Source organism: Halobacillus sp. Marseille-P3879, assembly GCF_900240285.1.
GTDB lineage: Bacteria > Bacillota > Bacilli > Bacillales > Halobacillaceae > Halobacillus_A.
Genome location: NZ_OESS01000001.1, coordinates 97,182 through 121,481, shown reverse-complemented (window position 1 = coordinate 121,481; position 24,300 = coordinate 97,182). Strand labels below are relative to the sequence as shown.

Genomic DNA, 24,300 nt, shown 5'->3' with positions numbered 1-24,300 from the left:
CCTTCCTTTTAAATAACACGAACATCCTCTACACCATAACGTTTTAATATTTGTTGGGCGTTAGTTCGTACAGTATCATCTTTAAAACTTTCATCATAAAAAACCACTCGAGTAGGTTTTACTTTCGCTATTTCTTCAATTACGTATAATTCTAAGTTTTTCTCTAAGCAAATGAACAAGTATCCCATTCCAACATCATATACTGTCTTATCTGCAATTTCCTTCTCATTAATTGGAACAGTTAAATCTACACCAAATTTAAGTAGAACCTCATATACAACATCTTCTTGAGTTCTACCATCTTTTAAGGACTCGACTAGCTCAATGAGATTTTGTTCTAAATTGTCCTTCTCCGAGTCCCATGTATGTAAATTTGTTTCATCTAATTTAAACACTTTAAACCCGATATCCAATTTATTATCGTTTCCAGACACACTAGAAAGTAATTTATTCCCGGATTTTCTAATTCGATCCTTTGCGACTTCGGGTATTAAGCTATACCCTAATTTTCTTGCTTCTGAATTTTCTCCTGTTGACTCATCAAGTTGAACTAGGATATATTTAATAGCTTTATTATCCTCCAAACTTTTTTTCATACATGCTTGTGCTGTGGTTGCAGACCCTGAAAAAAAATCGAGTACAATATCGTGTTCGTTCAAGTTCGACATTGTTATAAGATCTTCTATTAATTCAACTGGTTTCGCATAATCAAATAATGTTCGTTCCACTTCAAATAAGGACTTTATCTCTTCAGTACCTCTAGCGTTTATATACTTATCAGTAAATAGCGTAGTAAATTGTTTTATTTTTGGAGAATCATCACGAATCTTTTGATAAGCGATATACGTACCATTATCTCTTTTTTCAAATAAAACATCATTTTCCTCTACTAACTTTTGCATTTTTGCTTTTCCTAACCGCCATCTTCCTTCTGATCCATCATTTCTAATAGGATAAACCTCTTCACCATTTGGGCCAGGTATTGGAAACCACATACTAGGAGAATCTTCTCTTCGAGAACCAGCTCCCCATTTATTCAATTCTCTTCCTTTAGCATATTTACCCTTTTCATCTTCAAGGTTTAATTTAATTCCCTCAGTCTCTATGCCTGTTAAATTAACAGAGTTAATATCTTTACAATATATTAAAATATAATCATGTGTTACACGAATATGTCTGGATTGGGATCCACCTTTTATAGCCTCTCTTGTAATTATAGATATGAAATTTGACTCACCAAAAATTTCATCGGAAATCTTTTTTAGATTATTTACCTCTACATCATCAATAGACATAAATATGACCCCATCATCTTTTAATAAGTTCCTAGCAATTTTTAGTCTAGGATACATTAAGTTCAACCAATCTGTATGATAACGCCCACTAGTTTCAGCATTTGATTTTAGATTTTCAAAATTCATTTCCAAGTAATTTTTTACATTATTTTTAAAATCGTCTTCGTAAATAAAATCATTTCCAGTATTATAAGGTGGGTCAATGTAAATCATTTTCACTTTATTTCTATAAGAATTTTGGAGTACCCTTAATACCTCAAGATTATCCCCTTCAATGTACAGGTTTTGAGTTGTGTCCCAATTGACACTTTCTTCTTTACAGGGCCTTAATGTCCCAGTTGTTTGTTTTTGGGCCATGTTGATCGCCTCAGATTTTCCGTTCCATGTAAAGTCATAGCGTTCCTTAGATTTTTCTATGTTTTCGCCTAATGCTTGTTGAAGTTTTTCAAAATCAATTTTCTCCTCGGTTATAACCTCTGGAAATATCTCTTTTAATTTTTCAATATTGTCGTTAATAACATTAAATGTTTTTCCATCTAGTTTTTCCACTTAACACAACTCCTTCAACTGGTTAATCAGTTTTTCTTTTTTTGTTTCTTCTTGTTTAACTTTTATATGAGTGTTCATTTTTTCACCAAAATCTGTTTGGTCATCATGTTCTTTTTTCAAACGTAACAATTCTTCTGCATTTAAATTAATCTCTTTAATAACCCTTGTGGAATCAAGAAGACTTAGTTCTTTGCTAGGGTAACTTCCTATGAGACTTATAATTTGACTAGCCTCAGTCGCTTTTGACAAATCATCATAGAATAGATACAAATTTTGATGAGAAAGAGATGGAAAACTCAACCTTTCAATAAACCTGACTACTCCTTCATCATGACTATATGGATCAATAAAAGGTGATAAGTTTAATTCTTCTACCACAGACTTACTAGAAACGTTTTGATTCAATCGTTTATGTCCAGTACTTACCGCAATTTCTTGTCCTGCATTAGAACAAACCAGAACCACTGGGTTTGGAAATGCTCGATGTATCGCCTTACAAACTTTTTCAAAGCGTTTCGTTGATTTAAGTGATACAAATACCCAATAAATCTCCTCGTAATGTAGATCTTCCTCCACATATTTAGGTACATTTAATGTATCCTGACGACAAATTGATAGTAAGTAAATGCTTTCTATATCATCTTTTATAAGCTCTTTCTCTTGATTGGATAATTCAGCCTGTTCGTAAAACTGTTTCTTTGGAATGTTTCGGTTCAACACAGTCCTTTTAGGCATTTGCAGTTTTGCAATCAATTCCTTTCTCATTTTCTCACCTACTTAACTACGAGATACGTTATGAGCTCAAAATCGTCCGCTTCTTGAAAAGAATCATTGGACAAGCTAGATTCTCCAATACTAAATAATGAAGCCATTCCCATTTCTTCATTTTTACCAACAATAAAATTAATAGCACTTGTTAACATGGCTTGATACTTTTCCATATCTTCATAATCATCTGTTTCATCTTTAAATACATCAACTAGATTGTCGTAAACATGGTTTTTTCCTAACGACAAATGCCTGTATAAATCAAGGATTTGCTTGCTTTTCACATGACTAAACTCAATCCTTCGATCCTCTGTAATGTAGACTAAAAAATATGGTTCCAAAGCACTTTGTTCTTTAATATCCTTTTCGCCTTTAATTTGACGTAAACAGAATATGATTCCTGGATCTATACCATCAATCTCATTTGAATTAATCTTAGCTAATGCGTGTAGTCCTGCTGGTGTTTGTTCTATCAGTTCCTTATTCTCTTCCATATATGAAACTAAATCCATTTTAAAGTCGTTTAGAGTTAAATCTGTTATAGATAAACCACCAGACATTTCTTCTAAATCAATAACCTCATCCTGTAATTGAAATAATTGTTTACGACGATATTCTAAATCATTCATATTATCGCTTTTACCTTCAATTACATTCTCTTCTCCCGTAGCAGAAACATCCATCAGGGCCATTCTACCAGTGACACGAGCTTCCAGATTAATGTACTCGTCCAATTCTATATTTGGCCAGAAATTAACCAACTGTATTTGCTCATTAGTTGAACCTAAACGATCGATACGTCCGAATCGTTGAACAATTCGTACAGGGTTCCAGTGAATATCATAGTTTATTAAGTAATCACAATCCTGAAGGTTTTGCCCTTCTGAGATGCAGTCAGTAGCAATAAGAATATCAATCTCATCTTTCATATCTGGATATAAGGTATCTCTATTTTTTGAGTTAGGTGAAAAATGCGTTAAGACACCATTTATGTCTTTCGCTCTCACACCTTTCATATTCGACTTATTTTGCCCAGATCCTGTAACAATAGCTGAGTGGACATCAAGGTTCGAATTTGACCAATCCGCAATATTGTCATATAGATATTTAGCGGTATCTGCAAATGCTGTAAATACTATAACTTTCTTATTGTTATTATTTATAGGATTGTTTACTTTATCTTGAATGAGTGTTTTCAACTTTTGTAGCTTTTCATCCCGATCAGGTTGAACCTTAAATGCCTCTCTTAAAATTTCTTCAAGATTCTCTTTGTCATCTTCTAGAGCTTGTTTCCACTTGATACGATCTAAGTCTTGGATAAGAACTTTTACTTTAGCGCCAATCAACATATCTTCAAATGCATCATCTTCTAAATCAATATCAGAAATAGACATTGATTGAGCAGAATAGTCTTTGTAATGCTCAAGTTTATCTAATAAGTTATCAATTGATTGCAATAACTTAGAAACCGTTAAACCAAAAGAATGAATTGAACTTTCCATTCTTTTAAGTAAATTAACTCTCATTAAATGAATAAGACTGTTTTCTCTATCTGCTTGAGTTAATATGGTAGAACCTTTAACCACAGTGTCATATTTCTTGCTATACTCAGCTCTTTTTTCTGGCAGTAAGTACCTTAATGGTGCATATGCACTGAGATTCAATCGGTTAATAATTTTATTCACTTGCTCCATCGATGGAAATTCATTTTTATTATCGATTGGGGGATAAATGTTTATCGGTTTTAGCCGTTTCGGAAACTTCCCAATCTTTTTAAGGTCATAATATTTTTCTAAATGCTTTCTAGATCTTGCAATTGTTAGAGAATCTAATAGCTTAAAATAGTCTGTATTTAACATCTCCAATAGTTTATCGGTATTTCGTTCCTCATCACCTAACTTAAGCCACTTATTAAAAGCCACTTGTGCTTTTCTCAATGATGATTCAACACTACTAATACCTGCATTCTCCAAAGCATCATCCTTACCTTCAGTGATAAATGCCATTTGGTTTTTCAGATCATTCATTCGATTATTCAAGGGGGTAGCTGAAAGCATTAAAACCTTTGTTTTAACCCCTGATTTAATAACTTTATTCATCAGACGTTGATATCTTGTTTCTCTGTCTTTCCGTGCTTCATTATTACGGAAGTTATGAGATTCATCTATAACAATCAAATCATAATTGCTCCAATTCACCGTTTCCAAATTGATATCCGCAGACATCCCTTGATACCTACTTAGATCGGTATGATTCAATACATCATAATTGAAACGATCATCAGCCAATAGATTTCTTTTATCGTTTTGTGTATAAATTGTCCAGTTTTCCCGTAATTTCTTCGGGCTTAGGACGAGCACTCTATCATTTCTTAGTTCGTAATATTTGATGACAGCTAGTGCTTCAAAGGTTTTCCCAAGTCCAACACTATCTGCAATGATGCAACCATTATATTTTTCTAATTTATCGATAGCTCCAAGTACGCCATCACGCTGAAATTTATAAAGTTTGTTCCATATTGACGTATCCTGGAAGCCCGTTTTCGACTTAACAATCGCCTCTTCATCAAGCTCGTCTAAATAATCTTTGAATATATGATATAGCGTTACAAAGTATATGAATTCTGGAGAATGATCTTTATGTAATACTTCTAGGTGTTCTAATAGGCTTTCTTTCACCTCTTCTAAATGCACCGGATCACTCCAGTGAGATTCAAATAAGTTAACGTACTGTTCGGTCGCTACATTATCATTTGTGTAATTGGCGGCAGTAGGTACGTTAGAATATGTGAAACCTAAGTAACCACTTGTAAAATGAGTACTTCCGAATAAATTCACGTCATTATGTCTTGGGTTTAAAATGTTTATCATACTCATTGGAGAACTGTGTTTCATTGATTTGACTTCGACTTTATCTCTCAACCATTCTGCGCATTCTTTTGCAATTTTATGTTGGTTGAGCTGATTTCTAAACTTGGCTTCATCTTCAAATCCTGCAATACCCTTTTCTCTAAACATTTGCATTTCTGATTTCTCGTTTGTATTTGTAAAAGTAGGTTCGGTAAATAACAATTTCACACTATCTACTTTTAACAATTGCTTTTTTAGCTCTTGAAATGCATAGATGGAGAAGTACGCTGACATAATAGTTAATTTAGAATTTGAACGAATATCTTCTTTTAACGTATCCCCTATCAATCCCAAGCTTTTGTTGTCTAATACTTTTTGCATTTTCTACAACTCCTAAGCCATTAGTTTCCCTTACGATACTTCTTTTGGTTGAAGGACTTTACTGACAACAGATAACCTTCTTTTCCCACACTGTTGACGAAGTACTGTTGTGTAATTTCCATTTCTCTTAAATTTCTCTTCATTATTTATGTACAATTTATTAATCAACTTAACCATGTCTTCTTCACTAATAGAATCTTCCCAGTATTTATCGATTACTAGATTAATAGACGCCGCTAAATCCCTTTGTGTTCTTTGAAACAGTTTAACTTCCACGTTGAAGTCACCTACTCTTACTTTTTTTATACTTATTTTTTATTTTATAGATAGTACTGAAGTAACACAATAGAAAAGGAAAAAATAGTATATAAATTCTCTAGGTACCTGCATTTATATAACAAGAGGGGTACCCTTCCGTTTCATCCCCACCCCTTTGAATAAGCTGTTGTTTGTCCATTAAGGATAAACGACGTCTTTTTATGTTTGACAGAGACGACTTGCGTGGTGAGAGGAACGCCCCTATCAGACCGTAAGTGCCCTATTTTGGTGTACGGCTTACCTTTAAAGGCCCTTACCCCACCGCTTTATCGCTTTAACAGATAGGGGGCAGGCACTTTTATTCATTGCTTCTGGCTAAGATGTGTAAGTACAGTTCCAAAACCACATGGGAATTTTAACTTACCTAGATATTTCCCTTCTTGATTAATTAGCTTTCCGTCTTTCTTAAGCAAATCATGAATATGAAACATGTTAATCCCTTGATTGTTTTAAAGGAGATATTACTGTTACTAGCTTATTAGTACTGCTATTAATCATATATTCATCGTGATTAAGGCGGTGAGTAAGATATAATCTTTAACTTCTAAAACAAGCAAACCTAGGTAAAGACCATAATCAAAAAGTTAGGTCATTTGCCGTTTACTTACCTACTATAGCATCACCAATTGTATAGTTTAGGAATAATCACACATACCAAAAGCACAGTTTATGCCCACTTGATTAGACCACATCACTTCGTAAGCCGCTTCCATCCCATACCTTTTATGAAAGTCACCTCAAAAATACCTCATTCCCTGTGTTTCTAGAGGAGATGTTGAAAGAAGTGAATACTGAGGTTTGGAGACGAGTGTCGATGCTTCGGGGAGGAGCCATAAGGTTTCAGGACGTTGTGGGGATGTACCAAGAGCTCCTTTCTTCAGCTGTGCCATGTCGAGTAGGTCATCATTACCATTTATTTAATCTTAAATGGTACTTTCAAATGAAAATAATGTATAATTAGGAATTATCCTTGGTAATGATATAAAAATCCCACTAATAGAGAGGAGAAATATGTTAATGGAAAACCCACATCAAATAACCAGACGTCAATGTAAAAAGAAAAAAAATCTTGTCCAAGAAGTGAAGGAAATGAAGAAAAGTTTAATTCAAGATATCATGAATATTGAAGTGACATATGGTATGGTATTTTTTGCATTTTTGTTTTTTGTTTTCGCACCTGTGGTAGTATTCTTTACAAATTAATTTAGCTTTTGTTGTCGTGCGCCCCCAATAGAAGAAGACACTCATCTTAAATAATGAGTGTCTAAACCATTTCCTTTTTATCTTTCTTTGCTCTTCCACTTTTATGACTTCTTGCTCTTGTTGATTCAAGTCCCGCTTTGTTTTTTTCTCTGGTATACATCTTTTAAGTTCCACTATACTTGCCCTTGTACAAAAGAAGAATCTACCCATCGTGGTACTGTATCAAATTGGTTTTGTAACGATAAGGCTACTTCTTTCTAAGCAAATAGGTATGACATTTCAATCAAATGTTTTGTTCTTCTACTTATTCTTTCTAATTTATATACTAACACTTTAGAGAGACATGGTTGGTAGCCACCACTGACATCTTTTCAACCCACTTCGGACAAGAAAAAGATCCACCTATGATATTTGTGAACCACTTGAATTAAGTTAATTGACTTTGAGCCTTTTTGTACATGCATATAAGCTAAAGAAACGTCAGGAAAAGTCAGTTCTGTCATAATTGGAGCAAGGTTATAGCCTGTAGACACTACCACCTCTTCGTAACTTTTACATCATTTTTTTTAACTGTACGTTTTTAATACAATAAGAAATATTTTAGAGCCAAGAAATAAAAAAGAGCGATTTACTCGCCCTTTAAACTTTATCTATAATCAGAAAATTATAATTTCTACGATTGAATCGATAATTTATTTCAGTTAAATCACAAATATTGGTCAGCTGATTATTCTCATTATTTAACTTAGATTTTATTTCATCAATATCGCTTTTTATATTTTTAGTTGTCCTCTTTCAAATAAATTGTTTATTAATATCTATTAGTTTGTTTACTTTTTCTTTAAATATAACGATACATAAACAAACGATAAAATAAATTCTATTATAAGAAGAAAAGATTTTGTCTTATCGAAATCTGAATATACTAGTTCGCCAGAAATAGTTATTTCAGTAGCCAAACCAGAAGCTAAAACTCCCGTACTTTATAGTTCAAAAAAGTCCATATTCTAGTTCAAAAGTTTTGCACAAAATTAAACGCGATTTCAGAGGTGATATCGAAAATAAACCCTGAAAAACAAAAGAATTTTTTCATAATATTATAAATAAAATAAAGTCAATGAAAATAATTCGCCAGATAAAAAAAGCGCCATGGGCATTAAATTGTTGTTTGACGTTTTATCTCAAGATGACTTTGTACTTACTTATGATAAGGTTCCCCCCTAATAATCTTAAATGCCCGATACACCTGCTCCACCAACATCAACCGCATCAACTGATGAGGAAACGTCATCTTCGAGAATGACATCCCATAATCACTCCGCTTCAGCACCTCGTCACTCAAGCCAAGTGATCCGCCAATCACAAACGCCACCTTACTCTTCCCATACGTCGCCAGGTCATCAAGCTGCTTGGCGAGTTTTTCAGAAGTCAGCTGCTTGCCTTCGATTTCAAGCGTAATCACGTATGTATCCTGCTGGATTTTTGATAGAATCCGCTCCCCTTCCTTCTGCTTGACTTCAAGCATTTGCGCTTCACTTAAGTTCTCGGGTGCTTTTTCGTCGGGGACTTCAACGATATCGACTTTCGCATAAGGGGTGAGGCGTTTGATGTATTCGTCAATGCCTTGTTTTAAGTATTTTTCTTTTAGTTTTCCGACGGTTACGATGGTTATTTTCATTGGGTTCGTCCTCCCGCTTGTTTTTCTTCGTTCTATTTTACCATGAATGAGGGGGTGCTTTCTGAGTGCTTTTTTAGTGTGTTGTGAAGGTTTTCTATCAATTTGTTTACATGGGTTTGAATTTAGAAAAAATGTGATACACTTCCTCAATATTCTATTTATAGTTAGCTTTACTGCTTATGAAAAAGGATGTGTATGCGTTGATGAAAAAATTCTTGCTGCTGTTAGCGGCTGTTGGACTTATGGTGCTGTTGGCGGCTTGTACGGATTCGTCTCCGACTTCTTCGGATGATGAGAATCAGGATTCGACTGAAGAAGAAAGCGATCCGGGTGAAAAGGAAGAAAAGGAAAATGAGAAGGAAGAGGAAGAAAGTAAAGAGCCGGAGCAGCCGTTTAAGCCTGTAGAGCCTTCGGAGGATGCTGAGCCTTTAAAGGAAAGCTTGTCTGAGGAGGAGCGGGAGCAGATGCCTGAAGCGCAGGCGCAGGGCGGCGATCCTGAGCGTTCGATTCCTGTTGGGGAAACGCTGTCTGCCGGGGCTGAAGATGAGTCGGACGGGCCGTTGAAGGACCATCGTCTTGTCGCTTTTTATGGGACGCCGGAATCTGAGAATATGGGGATTCTGGGTACGATGGAGCCGGATGAGTATATGGAGAAACTGAAGGAGCAGACGCAGGCGTATTCGGATGCGGATCCGGAACGTCCGGCGGTTCCGACGATTGAGCTGATTACGACGATGGCTCAGAGTGAACCTGGTCCGGATGGGGATTATGTGCGTAAGACCTCGGATGAGAATATTGAGGAGTATGTTGAGCTGGCGGAGGAGCATGATGCGCTTGTGATGCTGGATGTTCAGCTTGGCACGGACTCTGTTATGAATCAGGTGAAATCGATTGAGAAGTGGCTGAAGCACCCTCATGTTCATCTGGCGATTGATACGGAATTCCATGTCGGGGAAGGAGAAACCCCTGGAGAGGATCTCGGCCAGGTTGATGGTGCGGAAGTGCAGGAAGCCGTTAAGTATGTCTCACAGCTGACGGAAGAGAACGATCTTCCGGATAAATTCGTTTTTGTCCACCAGTTTACCGATGCGGCGCTGACGAATAAAGAAGCGATTGAGCCAACGGACAATGTTCAAGTTGCCCTCAATTATGACGGCTGGGGCAACTCTGACGCCAAACACTCGCTCTACCGCAAATTTGTGCGGGATGAACCGAACCAGTACGGCGGGTTTAAGATCTTTTATGATAAAGATGAGCCAGTCATGGAGCCTGAAGATGTTTTAAAAATGGATCCTAATCCAGCGATTATCAATTATCAGTAAGTGAAAAGCCTGTTCCCGCAAAAGTCGGGGCAGGCTTTTTCCAATCGGGGGACATTTGGACTCTGTATGAACGGGGTGCACTATAACGAAAATCATATCTTTTGTAGAAAGGGATTCCTTATTGTATTTTGGAACGGAATCTTTTTTATGTCCTTTTTTCCCTCCTGGGTAGAATAGAGGTTTTACCATAAGGGGATGATGGGGTAAAGAAGTAGAAAATGTTTGTTGTTTGTGGAGGGGATGAAATGCTGAATGCAAGAACAGTCAGTATATCGATAGATGCACACGCAGAGGATGTCTACCGGTTCGTGCGCGAGCCGATGAACCTGGCAGCCTGGGCCAAGTCTTTCTGCCTGTCGGTCGCATATAAAAACGATGAGTGGTTCGTCGAAACGGGAGACGGAGCGGCCCGCGTGTGGTTCACCGAAGATAATCCGTACGGGGTGCTGGACTTTTACTTAAAGCTTGCGACGGGTGAGGAGATGAATCATCCGCTGCGGGTGCTTGAAAATGGAGACCGCTCTGAGGTGGTCGCGACGTTGTTCCGCCGCCCTGAGGTGTCGGAGGAGGATTTCCTGCTGGATGGATCGCTGCTGCTTGATGATTTGCGGCGGCTGAAGGAGACCGTTGAACAAATAGAAGGCTAGTTTTTATTGTCTTCTTTTTCAGTTTCTATCCTGCGTGAGCCATGGATTTCTTTAGATAGCTCTGCTAAAATTACCACCATTAAATAAAGAAATCGATCGTATAGAAGCATAACTGTTTATTCAAAGCAGTTATGCTTTTAGACGTATTTGGAGTGATAAAAATATTGAAGCACACTTTTCTCTTATTAGGAATGATCACGTTATTCTTTACAGCCTGTTCTGACACTGAAACAACCAGTAGTGAAGGAAATATTCCTGCTCAGCTTGTGTTTGAAGGGGAAAACTCGAACTGGGAAGTGGTCTTTGAAGTTCAGCAATCTCCCAATGAAGAGTCCCATGGCAAATATAATTATCTTGAAAAACCAGTGATCAAATATATTGGAGAGAATAAGGAAGAAAAAGAGAAGAATGATGACGATTATCCGATTAGTTGGGAAATCCAGGGTGAACAGATAGTAGAATCACAAGCATCCTTGAGTCATTTCCAATCACGATTAGGTATCTTATCTTCTTCTGAAGCTTTGCATGAGACAGATGGATCTGAAGCTTACTTAAAAGAAGATGCTTCTCTTGAACTTACGATTGAATGGGGTGAGAAAAAAGAAACCATTCCTTTAGAGCTTACAAGCAAGAAACTCTAAACCATTCCAACTCTTATCCATAAACAGTACATACCATCGAATGCATCGCAGGTCAGCTATAAAGCTGGCTTTTTTGTTGGAAAAAATCACCAGAGTGATAAGGAGATCTGTCTCTCTTGTTCCCATTTATTGTCAGAATACGACTGACAGTCATGTTGTGACATTATTTGTAATTTGAATACCCGGAATTTCGCTGCCAGAAAGAACAATAATTCAGGATATTTTCTTCTCAAAACAGGGTATGGATAGGTGAAGGAGTTGCTGACTATGTTTGAGACGAAAACGATAAGTGTTACGATCAACAGGCCGATGCAGGAGGTGTACCGTTTTGTGCATGAGCCGATGAACCTGCCGGCATGGGCGAAATCGTTCTGTCTGACGGTGGCGAATCGGAATGACGAGTGGATGGTAGAGACGGAGGATGGGCCGGCCAAAATTCGATTTGTTGATGATAATCCATATGGGGTGCTGGATCATTATGTAACGATAGGTGGTGGGGCGGAGATCCTTAATCCGATGCGGGTGATTCCGAATGGTCCGGGATGCGAGGTATTGTTTACGTTATTCCGGCTGCCGGAGATGTCGGAGGATCATTTCATGCTGGATGCAGCGATGATAGCGAATGATCTGCAGATGTTGAAGGAAACACTGGAACTATAACAAAGGTCCACTCTCTCTAGCTTGATGCCAGAGAGAGCGGACCTTTGTTTAATATCAGCGTTTTTCTGTTTATATTGGCGATTTTTTCAATAAATCAGCCACAGACCCTGGTGCTGACCAAATTAAACGAGCTGCATCTGTTCGAGGACTTTACTTTCGGTTTCGTCCTCTTTGCGAAGCTCATCAAAGGAGTAGACGCCTTCGATGTAGATCTGGTGCCACAGCATGAACATGAGCACGGTCCAGATCTTACGGGAATAGTCGCCTTTTTGCTGTACGTGGGCTTCAAGCAGGTCGCGGACGACGTCTTTTCTAACAAGATGGTCGGTGGCGCTTGCTTCAATCAGGCCTTTCGCCCAGTCGTAAAGCTCGTTGCGGAGCCAGTAGCGCATAGGGACCGGGAAGCCGAGCTTCTTGCGGTCGAGCACGTGATCCGGGACGATGCCGCGGGCGGCTTTTCGCAGGATTGATTTGGTTGTTCCGTCAGCAATCGTGCGGCTGACGTCGAGCTCGCGGGCGACGTTGAATACTTCTTTGTCTAAAAATGGGACGCGCAGCTCAAGCGAGTTGGCCATCGTCATTTTATCGGCTTTCAACAGAATGTCGCCGCGCAGCCACGTGTGGATGTCCACGTACTGCATTTGGTGCGTAGCTTCATATTCACCAGCGTTCTGATACAGGCTCCTGGTGACGGTTTGGTATGGATGTTCCTTCGCATACTGTGTCAGCAGGCGTTCTTTTTCGGTTTCTTCAAACATTTTCGCGTTGCCGATGTAGCGGTCCTTCAGCGGAGTGGTGCCTCGTTCAAGCAGGCTTTTTCCTCTTACGCCTTCAGGCAGTACATTCGCGACTTTGTTCAATGCTTTTTTCAGCATTTCCGGCATGGACTGGAACGCTTTTAGGGATTCCGGTTCACGGTAAATGTTGTAGCCGCCGAATAATTCATCGGCGCCTTCCCCTGAGAGGACAACTGTGACGTCTTTACGGGCTTCACGGGCGACGAAATAAAGCGGTACACAGGATGGATCGGCGAGTGGATCATCCATGTGCCACATGATTTTCGGCAGCTTCTCTACGTATTCTTCGGCTGTAATTAAGTAGGAATGATTCTCTACGTTCAGCGCGTTTGAGGTTTCCTGGGCAACGTCTACTTCAGAATAGCCTTCGCGGGCAAATCCGACGGAGAACGTTTTTATATTCGGGTTATACTGCTTGGCAATCGATACGATCAGTGAGGAGTCAATGCCGCCGGATAAAAAGGAGCCGACGGGTACGTCACTGCGCATGTGCACGCCGACCGAGTCAAACATCACATCTTGAATCTGTTTGATCTGGCGTTTCTCTTCTGTGATCACGGGCTTGAATGTGGCATGGAAATAGCGCTCCATCTCAAGCGGCTGATCCGCTTTTTTCACAAAGTAGTGCCCGGGTTCTACTTTATGTACGCCGTCTGTCATTGTCAGTGGCTCGGGTACAAATTGGTAGCTTAAATAGTGCTGCAGCGCAAGCGTGGAGACTTCATCGCCCTTTTTGGCCAGGCTTTTTTTCTCCGAAGCAAAGCTCAGCATGCCGTCCGCATCGCTGTAATAGAGCGGTTTGATGCCGAATGGGTCGCGTGCGCCGTACAGGGATTTCTCCTGCTTATCCCAGATTAAGATGCTGAACATGCCGCGCAGGTCGTTAAACGCCTCCACTTGTTTGTCCTGAAAGAGGACGGCGATGACTTCCGTGTCTGATTCGGTTTCAAAGGTATATCCTTTTTCGATTAATTGCTTGCGAAGCTCGACATAGTTGTAAATTTCACCGTTAAAGACCATCCAGTAGCGCTCGTTCTCAAAATGAAATGGCTGGTGTCCGCTTTCAATATCGATAATGCTTAACCGGCGGAATCCTAAGGAAATGTGATCATCGTGATAATAACCTTCGTCATCCGGCCCGCGGTGCTTAATCAGTTCATTGCTTGCTTCAAACGCTTTTACAAAATCTTCGTTGTCAGATTGACCTTTGTTGTGTAAAATACCTATAAATCCACACATTTAATAGATATCCCCTTTTTAATAGTATTTCCTAAAACATGCGGAATCCCTTTATCTTTTTCTAACGGGATTCCTTTATTCATCTACAATTTCGAAGCTTTCCAGCATGGTGTCAAATCGAACCCCATGCCCTTCTTCCGCTTCAAGAAAGTACTTCTGTTTAATGACAAATAAGGCTTGATTGTCGCTTTCCGTGACGTAATACTTCTCCATCACGGAGTCCCACTGCTGTTCACCTGCTTCTGCCTCACTTGCTATAACGATTGAGCCGTCCACAGGTTTCACAATTTCGGAATCTTTTATGATGCGAAAGTCCCTGTCTGTCAGTGACTGCCTGATGCGTTCGACCTCCTGATCTGCTGTAGAACCTGTCACCGGCTCAATCTCCATAGAGACTTCGGGATACTGCGGCCCCAGCTCCATTTCAGGAACAATCCGGTCGCTTTCCTCGCCTTCTTCCAGTCTGTAACGTGATTCATCCACATAAATGACGTAATCCAGCTCTTGATTCGCATTGAGCTTGGCGTAATTAATCTCACGCTGGCCCTCAAGCTCGAATTGAACGGTCTTCTCTTCTTCAAACAAATCCCAAATGTTTTGAATCAGCGCCTGCCCTTTATGGGTCGTTAAAGACAGACCGAGAATGAAAATGGCCGCAACGAAACTGGCGGCTTTCACCCAAAGAAACTGCTTGTTCGGCTTCGGGAATAATTCCTTCTCTATGCCGGCCCACGTTGCTTCCTTCAACTCTTCAGCATCGTCGGTCTTCTTTTTTAGAAACTCTTCCATGCTTACTTTTTCCTTATTCATGTTCGATCGCTCCTAAAACCTGTTTAAGCTTTTTTCTTCCTTTAAAAAGCCTGGATTTGATCGTATTTTGGTTTTCGTCGAGAATCGCTGCGATCTCTTTTTCCGAAAAACCGTGCAAATACTTCAGGACCAATACGGTTTTATGATGATGGTCAAGTTGGTCGAGTGCTTCCTGTAAGTCCTCGTACTCTCCTTGAATGGAAGACGCCGGGTGCAGAGCTTCATCTGTCTCTACATCGATAATCACGCTTCGTGGGTCCGACCGTTTTTTTAGAAGGCGGTGGGTTTCATTCATGAGAATGCGGTAGAACCATGGTTTAAAGGGCTTCGTTGCATCATAGGAGTCAATGCTGCGGTATACGCGGATGAACGTTTCCTGAACAATATCAGCGGCGTCGGCTTCACTTTTTGCGATCGCAAAAGCGGTTCGCAGAGCGTAGCCTGAATAGAGATCATACAGCTTCTTAAAAGCCTTTTGATTCCCTTTTTTCACCTTCTGAATCAGTTTCCGTTCGACGTCCGTCCCCATAGCTTAACTCCACCTTTTAAAGCACTCTCACTTTATATACCTGCGAACATGGGAAAAAGTTTTCATTCATTATAATTTTTTAGAAAAGTTATTTTAAAATTTACTTTAGAAGTATAATTTATCCATCCTTTTCCACAAAATAGCCGATACAAGTCGTTTGTATCGGCCGTTATAATCAATTATAGATGCTTGTCATTTAATGTCAATATGATATCCTTACTGTTTCCCATCCTATTCAACGTCTTGTGACAGTTCTGTTAACTGCTGTTCTATGAAGTCTGCATCTTTGGAGCCGACACCGCTCATAATCGTTTGAAAAATCACATCACGCTTCTGAATGCTCATCTCTGTGACTTCATGATTGTTTACAAAAGTCATCAATGTGCGGGCGGTTTTTTGGTAAAACTCGTAATCAGCCGTGCTGCCCGGGTATAAAGAGACCGATGAAGAGAGGTCGGACGTCAGGCGGTTTAATGAAAAAGCCAGCGCCTCAATCTCGGATTCTGATGCATCCTCATCGCCGATGCGCACAGCGAGTTCCGTCATGACACCGCGGATGGCTGTCAGATCTGTTGATTTTGCCTCGGTCAGAACCGCCTGATGCGACTGGTATTGATAGATGTTTATCCCGATACTGATAAGTAATAGAGTGGCTGCGATGATTAACCATCTTTTCGATTTCATGATACAGACCTCCTCACGGTCAAAAGCCTTTTCTCTTATTATAGCTAAAAATTCGCCAATCATGGGCAGAACTCTCTAATTTAATAAAAAAGTATACGGAGACTGCCGAGATTCGATCTTCTATATAATCTTCCTCATGTGATCAATCGCTTCTTTAATATCCTCACGGCTGACATCAAAATGGGTGACGAACCGGACCGTATGCGTTCCGAACGGCACAGCGAGTATGCCTTCTTTTTTCAGCTCGTCGAGGAACTGCTCTGCGGTCATGCCGGCTCCCTCGACATTAACGAGCACGATGTTGGTCTCTACAGGACACTCGACCCTCAGCCCGGCAATTTGGTTGACTGAATCTGCCAGCAGACGGGCATTGTCATGATCATCGGCAAGTCTGTCTACCATTTGCGTCAGAGCGATATAGCCTGGTTCTGCGATCACACCGACCTGGCGAAGTCCGCCTCCGAGGCGCTTGCGCCATTTGCGTGCGCGGGCAATAAATGAAGCAGAGCCGGTAATGATCGAACCGACAGGAGCTCCTAATCCTTTAGATAAACAGAATTGAACCGTATCGGCCTGCGATGCGTATTGCTTGGCCGATACGCCGGATGCTGTCACAGCATTAAACAAACGCGCTCCGTCCAGGTGAACGGGAATCCCATTTTCCCGGGCCACTTCATAGATCGCCTGCATATTGCCAAGCGATACAACCGCCCCTCCCGCCTTATTATGTGTGTTCTCCACACAAATCAAACCTGTTTCTGGAAAATGAATATCGTCAGGGCGTACAGCCGCACGCACTTTATTAGGATCCATCGCCCCGCGGTCGCCTTCGATCGTGCGAGGCTGGACACCCGCTAAAGCGCTCATCGAAGCTCCTTCATAGAGAAAAAGGTGAGCATTAGCTTCCAGCAGAACTTCGTCTCCAGGCTGACAGTGCGTTAATGCTGCAATTTGGTTGCCTTGTGTACCACTGGTGACAAATAGCGCTGCTTCTTTACCAAGCAGCCGTGCCGCCGTTTCTTCCAGCTTTAGGACACTTGGATCTTCGCCATATACGTCATCCCCGACCTCTACCTCAAAGGCGGCCTGCCGCATCCCGGGAGTGGGTCTTGTGACGGTATCGCTTCGTAAATCTATCATATGTATTCCTCCTCAATAGCTTCATTTTACGAAACATGAGGAACGTGGACAACTTTTTTGCTGTGGATAACTCAGTCTCGGGAGTCGTTAGTATTGATTTGTGAAGAAAGTTGAATAATGTCGAGAAATGTTTAATAAAGTCAGGTGTACCGTGGATATCTTTGTGAATATGTGGGTAACTCAACTAACGAAATGAGTTACCCACAATTATCCACAGACTTATGCACAGAACTTTCTGATTTCGAGCTATTCACAAGTTATCCCATCGTATAAACACATTATCCACAAAACTATCCACATATACACAAAAGAGATCATGTATATGGTATTTCGTATGTATGTTCGCTACCATATATGTACCCTGTCCAGATCAATATGCACATGGTGTGGATAATGAAAATTTACTTTGGGATAACTAAATAACGTTTACTTATAGAGAAGCACATGCCGTTTGTGTAAGACTCTACTCCAGGTTCCGCCAAGCAGCTGGCTGTAGGGCTTGGGAGACCACGAGCTTGACTCATATAAGGGCATTTATTCCGTATAATTAAGACGACGAAAGTAAAAAAGCTGTCGAGATTTAATTTCTCGACAGCCCGGGTGTGACCATTCTTCTTTATTCCTGCGTATCCAGGGTGAGTGTCGTTTGGTTAGGCTCACCATCTCGATAATAGGTAACCTCTAGTTCCTCGCCTGGATCTTTTTCTTCATATAAATACTTACGCAGATCAATGATATCCTCTACAGGTTCGCCGTCAAGCTCGGTAATCACATCGAGCTGCTCCAGCCCTGCTTTGGAGGCTGGTGACATTTGTGACACGCTTCGAATATATAACCCGCCTTCTACATCATCCGGAAGGTTTAACGTATTCTCCCATTCTGAGGTAGGGACTTCATTTAATCCGTAGGCCTCTATTCCGATAAATGCACGGCTCACTTGGCCGTCCTGCTCTAATTCTTCTATTAACGGCAGGGCAGAATCAATTGGAATAGCAAAACCGATTCCTTCTACGGAAGACTGGGCGACTTTCATTGAGTTAATTCCGATCAGCTGGCCTTCCACATTAATTAAGGCTCCTCCGCTGTTTCCAGGGTTAATCGCAGCGTCTGTTTGAATAACTTCGGCCTGCCAGTCTTCCTGACCGTCATTGTTAAAGTCCTGCGGGATCGCTCGCTGTTTGCCGCTGATAATTCCTTTAGTCACAGACCCGGCAAACTGCAGACCCAGGGGATTTCCGATCGCAATGGCCGGTTCGCCGACTTTTAAGTTTTCCGAAGATCCAATATCCGCTACCTTCGTTACGTGTTCATCGGACATTTTTAATACAGCTAAATCCGAGAATACGTCGCCTCCGATTAATTCAGCCGGTACCCTTGTTTCATCTGAGAGAACCACTTCTATTTCACTGGCCCCGTTAATGACGTGGTTGTTGGTGACTACGTAGGCTTCTCCGCCTTCCTTCTTATAAATCACTCCAGAGCCAACGCCTGCTTCTTCTTCTGAGCCGTTTTGTTCATCCCAGAAGTTGGACTGAGATTGAAGGTTGACCACTCCGACGACAGAAGGGGTAACCTCTTCCACGACTTCGGTAATCTGTGTATTCACATCGACTTCTACCTTCTCACTGCTGATCCCGGTTCCTTCATTATCTGTTGCTTCATTCTCTTCGTTTGGCGTTGTAATGCTGTAAGGGAGCAAATTGGTTTGAACCAGCGCAGGTAACGCCAGCAAAATAAGAACCGCACCGAGGACGATGCCGATCAGTGTAGGCATCATAAATCTGCGGCTCTTTTTCTGCTGCTGTGTGGCTGGTGAATGATCGTCGTAGTAGCCCACGGCTATCACCTTTCCTTTCTTTCCACATCTTATTTATTTTATTGTTACCGTAACCCTGTTTTTTAAAACCTTTTTATACTTTATACAGAGGTGTCGCTTCCGCAGGGTCTGTATCGTGCACTTCAATCCGTGTACCTATTTCAAATCCGCGTTCTTTTAACACATCCTCTACTGACATGCGGGCTAAATCCTTCATATTATTATCCTTACTCAGGTGGGCGAGGTAGACCCGTTTCGTCTGGTCATCCATAATATCACAAAGCGCGAGCGCGCAATCTTCATTCGACACGTGGCCGGAATCTCCTAAGATCCGTCGTTTAACGTTCCACGGATAACGGCCCATTCGCAGCATGCTTACATCATGATTCGATTCAAAAATGAGCGCGTCCGACCCTTCGACCGTTTTTTTAATTCGTTCAGACACGTAGCCTAGATCGGTGACGAGAGAGATTTTTCTGCCGTCCTTATGAAACGTATAGAACATCGGCTCTGCAGCGTCATGCGATACGGCAAAGGACTGTACGTCAATGCCGCCAAAGTCTTTCGTTTCTTCCATATTAAAATGAAACTTCTGATCAACAGAAAGCTTGCCGAGCTGCCCTTCCATCGCCTGCCATGTTTTTTCGTTGGCGTAGATCGGCAGGTTATAGCGGCGGGCCATAATACCGAGCCCTTTAATATGATCGCTGTGCTCGTGCGTCACAAGAACACGGGACAACTCATGAGGATCAACGTTGATCTGATCAAACAGCCCCTCAATTTTCTTGCCGCTGAGTCCGGCGTCGACTAATATTTTTTCCTCTCCTGATTCAATATAAAAGGCGTTGCCTGTACTTCCGGAGGCAAGCACGCTAAATTGTAACGTCATTGTATGACACTCCATGTTTTTCTATTCATCAGAGTTATTTTCTTCCTCTCCAACCTCTTCTTCATTTGAGAAAATATCCTGCTGATTGTCAGAAATCAGCTCCTGGAAATACTCTGATGTATCCCCAATAAAATCTTCTTCTTCTAAGTCAAGCAGCTGTCCTTCCCCGGTCACTGCATTAAGGAATAAATCTTCCTCATCATTCACGGTTACTTTCCAGATCGGCGCAAACACTTGAGTGGGTTCAAATCCTGCTGCCGAGTGATAGCCGACTTTCATATTTGTGATTTCATCACCTGAAGAGATTTCCCGCTCTTCATACAGGATATCAATCACATCACGAGGATCCAGCAACTCCCGCTGATCACTATTTTCATCTTCGTCTTCCCGCAGCTGGGACATTTGATAACCAGTCATCCGGCCGTCTTCCACTTCAATCATAAGCACTCCGGCTGGATTAAAATAAACGGTTCGTGAATCTGTCGTTTGGAAAAACAAAAGCCGGTCCTCTGACTCATTCCAGCCCCAGTACGAATACTGATCACTGAACGGTACGTGCTCACTTACAGCTTCGTTAATAGACTCTTCGCTTTGGCCAAGGCTGACCGGTTCCTCAAAGGTAGAGACAAGAAGCTCGCTTCCATAAACCTCTGCCCGCTGCCCTTCCAACTCGCCAATTCGGTCTAACTGGCTTTGGGAGAATTCACTAAGGGAAGCAATAAGGAAATCGACTTCGGGCGCTTCCTGAGGGACATCATCTGATATAGATACATTATCCTCTGCCGGACTCTCTTCAAACATCGACCCTTCATCGATCGTACCGATAGACGCATCCTCCTGCTTTGTTAAAAACTGCTGCAGCAGAAACAAATCAAGAACGAGAAAACTCAAAATAAACAAGGTTTTAATTTGACCCCATTGCATTGCTTACCCCTCCCTCTTCAGCCGGGGATACATCCGAAATTTCCTTCCAGCTGCCGTTTTCTAAAACGAACCAGGCCGGTACCAGCTTGTACACCTCATAAGCATCCTGCGGCTCAAGAGTATAGCCGATCTGGATATCCTCAATTAAGTTCATATTATACTGCCTGGACTCCATGAGGTAAGAAGCAACTGATTCACCTGAAGGAAGCTCCTGCGTTGATCCTGTTGGAGGAAATGACGTGTCGAAATCACGTAAAGGCCGCATATATCTCGCTAATTCTTCCCCATCGTATTCTACTTCTATCTTGTGAAGATCATCAGAGCTCTCCAACAGAGGAAGATCGTTAAAATACATATGAAATTGAGCCATAGAAGTGGATGGATTTAAGGATGTTAAATGGAAAGTATCCGTCCATCCTTCATGAGTATTCACGAAATCCATGCTGTTATTTAATAAATCAAACGAGCTCAATGCTGTCTGCACCCCTGATGCTGAGCTGCTGTTCAGCTTTGTAAATTCCAGGCGGTTCCCATCTCCCAGGACTTCAAGTCGGTTACTATAATCTGTAAGTCTCTGATCTGAAGTGGAAGAGGAGTGTTCTCTTACGACGGGAGATTCTCCAAATAATTCATTCGTTAACGGAAGCAGCCCGATTTCTGTAGAATCTATCTGGTCTTCCGGCAGTTCCACTCTTTCTTTAGGGATAAAAATACGTTTTTCTTCATCTCCATCAAACATAATGTTTTCACGAAGCAGGTCGTCATCATTCATCATATTACTAAGCTCAGCCGCATCACTGCTTCCGATCGAAGCTCTAAAGGATGTCGAGCCGGCTTGATCTGAAGTAAACAACAGTTCTGCATTATTCCCTTCTGTATTCAATGTAATAAAGATCCGATTAAACTGTCCGGAGGGAGGCTCCATTTCGGAGTCATCAAAGGTAAAAATGTCAGGAATGGCCTGAGCCGGCACCTCCGCTGGAAAAATCACTTCTACCATTGCCTCCTCCCCGGTCGGAGGATCCTGGCTTTCCGTACTTCTGAAATTTCTGATCGTCCAATTCTTCATACTGCTATACGTTAATTCAATATCTTCTGCATCTTCAAAATCATAATAATCCCCGGACTGATGAAAGACAAACTGACTGGGGCGAACGAGGGACGAAACATCCTGTTCTTCCCCGCCAATAGTCGTCTCCTCAATTAAGCCTTCTTCTTTTTCTAAATTTTCATATTCCGGCTGGAAGTTCCATAATGCGACAGTAAGCAGCAGGCTGAATCCTATTAGGATCACAAGTATGATGGATTTAAGTGTTTCTACATTCATTTGCGCTTCCTCCGCTTCTGGTTAATGAGCGGAAGAGTAAAGAATACGGTCGTACCTTTCCCTTCTTGACTGTTCGCCCATATTTGACCATGGTGGGATTCAATTATTTCCCGGGCAATAGCCAGTCCAAGCCCCGTACCGCCCATTTCCCGGGAGCGGGCTTTATCGACTCGGTAAAATCGATCAAAAATCTTGTCAACTGTGTCTGCCGGCATTCCCATCCCCTGATCACTGACGCTGACGAGCAGCTGCTTCTTCAGCGTTTCCGCTTTAAAGGTGATGGTTCCGCCTTCTGGGGAATATTTAATCGCGTTGGAAATAATATTGTCGAGAACCTGTGTCACTTTATCTTTATCAATCCATACGAAAAGGTTCTCGTTCGATAACTCCCGCCTGAATGTATTTTTTTCGTCACGATTCATTTCAAATCGATCAATAATATGACTGAAATACTCTATAAATTCGACTTTTTCTTTAAACAGCCCGGTGTCTTTGCGGTCCATCTTCGAAAGCTGCAGCAGATCATTGACAAGACGAATCATCCGGTCAGTTTCGTTCTGTGTCACATCGAGGAAACGCGGGGCGATTTCTTTATCTTCCCAGGCTCCGTCGGTTAAAGCTTCCAAATAGCTGCGCATCGTAGTAAGCGGCGTCCGCAGTTCGTGTGACACGTTGGAAACAAACTCTCTGCGTTCCTGTTCGATTTTTTCCTGTTCTGTTACATCACTAATCACGGTGATGAAGCCGTCCATTTCGTCGTTCTCATCCTGGACAACGGAGAAGTTGGCTTTTAACAGAAGCTGCTGGTCTTCGTTGCTTAAATCGACAATGATCGAACCGATCGTTTCCACATCGTTGATCTCGTTCACCTGATCGGTAAGATCAAGGATATCGACGAGCGACTGCCCCTGTACTTCTTCAAAGCTCTGCCCGATCAGCTTTGAAGCAGGAGCATTCATAAGCGTAATGGCTCCTGATCGATCAGTTGCTATAACGCCGTCCGACATGTTGGAAAGCACCGAACTCAGTTTCCGCCGTTCCCCTTCGGTTGTGGCCTGAGACTGCTTAAGCTTATCGTTCAAATCGTTAAACGTAATCCCGAGCTGGCCGATTTCATCGTTTCCATGAACACTTACCTTCTGGGAAAAGTCTCCTGTCGCCATAATCTGAGCCTGTCTTCTCATCTCAGATAACGGCTTCGTAATCGTACGGGCCACTAAGATGCCAAGAAGCGCCGCTACCGTGATGGCTAACACCGTTCCGCGGGCAAAAATGTTATTGATTTGCTGAAGCTGGTTATACACTGAACTCATATCGGCTTCATAGTAAATAGCAGCATGGACTTCTTCTCCATCACTGCTCTCTACCGGCCTGGCTCCTACTCTGAGGCGATTTTCCGTAGCGGGATCGACTTTCATTTCCCAGTCGGAATTTTTATAAAGAAGGGCACTCGTGATCATCGGGTTGTTGGCTTTTTTCCCGACATCCGATTCGGACAAGTCCCGGTCATATGTAGCAATGACCCGCCTGTTGGAGTAGTCGACAACCATCACCTTTTGAATGTCATTTTCATTAAACTCATTGATTAACACCTGGACGTCGGATTCTAAAGAAGAATCCGAGTCACTGCGGTCAGTCTCATACGAATTCTGGACGCTGTAGGCTAAAGACCTCAGCCTTCCGTCAATCGAATCGTTGAAGTTCTGCTCTAACCGCTCTGTCAGCTCTCCGCCAAAGTAGGATCCGATGACTTGAATCCCAAGCAGAAGAAGAAGTATATAAACAATTGTCAGCTTCAGCCGAACCGACTGAAAGAAACCTACCTTCTTCATAC

General features: G+C 41.6%; 20 protein-coding genes. 5 read left to right on the top strand and 15 right to left on the bottom strand.

Annotation, left to right across the window (positions count from 1 at the left end; genetic code table 11):
• Nucleotides 1-8: 8 nt before the first annotated feature.
• The 4 genes from C1A12_RS00695 to C1A12_RS00680 are packed head-to-tail and all read right to left on the bottom strand — an operon-like array spanning nucleotide 9 to nucleotide 6,118.
• Nucleotides 9-1,844 carry a site-specific DNA-methyltransferase gene (locus tag C1A12_RS00695; RefSeq protein ID WP_101841934.1) on the bottom strand — a complete coding sequence of 612 codons (1,836 nt, stop codon included), beginning with the start codon at nucleotides 1,842-1,844 and terminating at the stop codon, nucleotides 9-11.
• Nucleotides 1,845-2,609, bottom strand: a complete 765-nt coding sequence (locus C1A12_RS00690; RefSeq protein WP_101841933.1) for a DUF4391 domain-containing protein — start codon at nucleotides 2,607-2,609, stop codon at nucleotides 1,845-1,847. It abuts the gene before it with no gap.
• Nucleotides 2,610-2,617: 8 nt separating this feature from the next.
• Nucleotides 2,618-5,842: a helicase-related protein gene (locus tag C1A12_RS00685; RefSeq protein ID WP_101841932.1), complete on the bottom strand. Its 3,225-nt coding sequence runs from the start codon at nucleotides 5,840-5,842 to the stop codon at nucleotides 2,618-2,620.
• 30 nt (nucleotides 5,843-5,872) lie between these two features.
• Nucleotides 5,873-6,118 carry a TIGR04540 family protein gene (locus C1A12_RS00680; protein WP_101841931.1) on the bottom strand — a complete coding sequence of 82 codons (246 nt, stop codon included), beginning with the start codon at nucleotides 6,116-6,118 and terminating at the stop codon, nucleotides 5,873-5,875.
• A 1,059-nt stretch (nucleotides 6,119-7,177) separates the two neighbouring features.
• Here C1A12_RS00680 and C1A12_RS00675 point away from each other — a divergent pair.
• The gene (locus C1A12_RS00675; RefSeq protein WP_101841930.1) at nucleotides 7,178-7,363 is read left to right on the top strand and encodes a hypothetical protein; all 186 of its coding nucleotides are present in this window, start codon (nucleotides 7,178-7,180) and stop codon (nucleotides 7,361-7,363) included.
• Between the two features lie 1,198 nt (nucleotides 7,364-8,561).
• Here C1A12_RS00675 and rlmH read toward each other — a convergent pair.
• Nucleotides 8,562-9,041: a 23S rRNA (pseudouridine(1915)-N(3))-methyltransferase RlmH gene (gene rlmH / locus C1A12_RS00670; protein WP_101841929.1), complete on the bottom strand. Its 480-nt coding sequence runs from the start codon at nucleotides 9,039-9,041 to the stop codon at nucleotides 8,562-8,564.
• A gap of 203 nt (nucleotides 9,042-9,244) precedes the next feature.
• Here rlmH and C1A12_RS00665 point away from each other — a divergent pair, with 203 nt between their 5' ends.
• The 4 genes from C1A12_RS00665 to C1A12_RS00650 all read left to right on the top strand — a co-directional run bounded on the left by C1A12_RS00665 (nucleotide 9,245) and on the right by C1A12_RS00650 (nucleotide 12,311).
• Nucleotides 9,245-10,363 (top strand): hypothetical protein, encoded by a 1,119-nt coding sequence (locus tag C1A12_RS00665; RefSeq protein WP_101841928.1) that lies wholly within the window; start codon nucleotides 9,245-9,247, stop codon nucleotides 10,361-10,363.
• Nucleotides 10,364-10,608: 245 nt separating this feature from the next.
• Nucleotides 10,609-11,010, top strand: coding sequence for a polyketide cyclase (locus C1A12_RS00660; RefSeq protein WP_101841927.1), 402 nt, complete (start codon nucleotides 10,609-10,611; stop codon nucleotides 11,008-11,010).
• A gap of 164 nt (nucleotides 11,011-11,174) precedes the next feature.
• Nucleotides 11,175-11,651 carry a hypothetical protein gene (locus C1A12_RS00655; protein ID WP_101841926.1) on the top strand — a complete coding sequence of 159 codons (477 nt, stop codon included), beginning with the start codon at nucleotides 11,175-11,177 and terminating at the stop codon, nucleotides 11,649-11,651.
• Nucleotides 11,652-11,918: 267 nt separating this feature from the next.
• Complete coding sequence (locus C1A12_RS00650) at nucleotides 11,919-12,311, top strand: SRPBCC family protein (protein ID WP_101841925.1); 393 nt, start codon at nucleotides 11,919-11,921, stop codon at nucleotides 12,309-12,311.
• Nucleotides 12,312-12,433: 122 nt separating this feature from the next.
• Here the strand turns inward: C1A12_RS00650 and asnB are convergent, their stop codons facing one another.
• The 10 genes from asnB to walK form a co-directional block, all read right to left on the bottom strand.
• Nucleotides 12,434-14,347: an asparagine synthase (glutamine-hydrolyzing) gene (asnB, locus tag C1A12_RS00645; RefSeq protein WP_101841924.1), complete on the bottom strand. Its 1,914-nt coding sequence runs from the start codon at nucleotides 14,345-14,347 to the stop codon at nucleotides 12,434-12,436.
• A 75-nt stretch (nucleotides 14,348-14,422) separates the two neighbouring features.
• Nucleotides 14,423-15,157 carry a hypothetical protein gene (locus tag C1A12_RS00640; protein WP_101841923.1) on the bottom strand — a complete coding sequence of 245 codons (735 nt, stop codon included), beginning with the start codon at nucleotides 15,155-15,157 and terminating at the stop codon, nucleotides 14,423-14,425.
• The gene (locus C1A12_RS00635; protein ID WP_101841922.1) at nucleotides 15,150-15,686 is read right to left on the bottom strand and encodes an RNA polymerase sigma factor; all 537 of its coding nucleotides are present in this window, start codon (nucleotides 15,684-15,686) and stop codon (nucleotides 15,150-15,152) included. Before C1A12_RS00635 ends, C1A12_RS00640 begins: the two co-directional genes overlap by 8 nt.
• 231 nt (nucleotides 15,687-15,917) lie before the next feature.
• Nucleotides 15,918-16,370: a hypothetical protein gene (locus C1A12_RS00630; RefSeq protein ID WP_101841921.1), complete on the bottom strand. Its 453-nt coding sequence runs from the start codon at nucleotides 16,368-16,370 to the stop codon at nucleotides 15,918-15,920.
• Between the two features lie 120 nt (nucleotides 16,371-16,490).
• Entirely contained in the window at nucleotides 16,491-17,510 is a 1,020-nt protein-coding gene (gene ltaE / locus C1A12_RS00625; protein WP_101841920.1) for a low-specificity L-threonine aldolase, read from the bottom strand.
• 616 nt (nucleotides 17,511-18,126) lie between these two features.
• Nucleotides 18,127-19,347 carry a S1C family serine protease gene (locus C1A12_RS00620; protein WP_101841919.1) on the bottom strand — a complete coding sequence of 407 codons (1,221 nt, stop codon included), beginning with the start codon at nucleotides 19,345-19,347 and terminating at the stop codon, nucleotides 18,127-18,129.
• A gap of 73 nt (nucleotides 19,348-19,420) precedes the next feature.
• The gene (locus C1A12_RS00615; protein WP_101841918.1) at nucleotides 19,421-20,215 is read right to left on the bottom strand and encodes an MBL fold metallo-hydrolase; all 795 of its coding nucleotides are present in this window, start codon (nucleotides 20,213-20,215) and stop codon (nucleotides 19,421-19,423) included.
• 21 nt (nucleotides 20,216-20,236) lie between these two features.
• On the bottom strand, nucleotides 20,237-21,139 hold the full coding sequence (locus C1A12_RS00610; protein ID WP_101841917.1) for a two-component system regulatory protein YycI: 903 nt from the start codon (nucleotides 21,137-21,139) through the stop codon (nucleotides 20,237-20,239).
• The gene (locus tag C1A12_RS00605; protein WP_101841916.1) at nucleotides 21,120-22,466 is read right to left on the bottom strand and encodes a YycH family regulatory protein; all 1,347 of its coding nucleotides are present in this window, start codon (nucleotides 22,464-22,466) and stop codon (nucleotides 21,120-21,122) included. The genes C1A12_RS00610 and C1A12_RS00605 overlap by 20 nt, the downstream gene beginning before the upstream one ends.
• Nucleotides 22,463-24,298, bottom strand: coding sequence for a cell wall metabolism sensor histidine kinase WalK (gene walK, locus C1A12_RS00600; RefSeq protein ID WP_101841915.1), 1,836 nt, complete (start codon nucleotides 24,296-24,298; stop codon nucleotides 22,463-22,465). The genes C1A12_RS00605 and walK overlap by 4 nt, the downstream gene beginning before the upstream one ends.
• Between the last annotated feature and the right edge of the window lie 2 nt (nucleotides 24,299-24,300).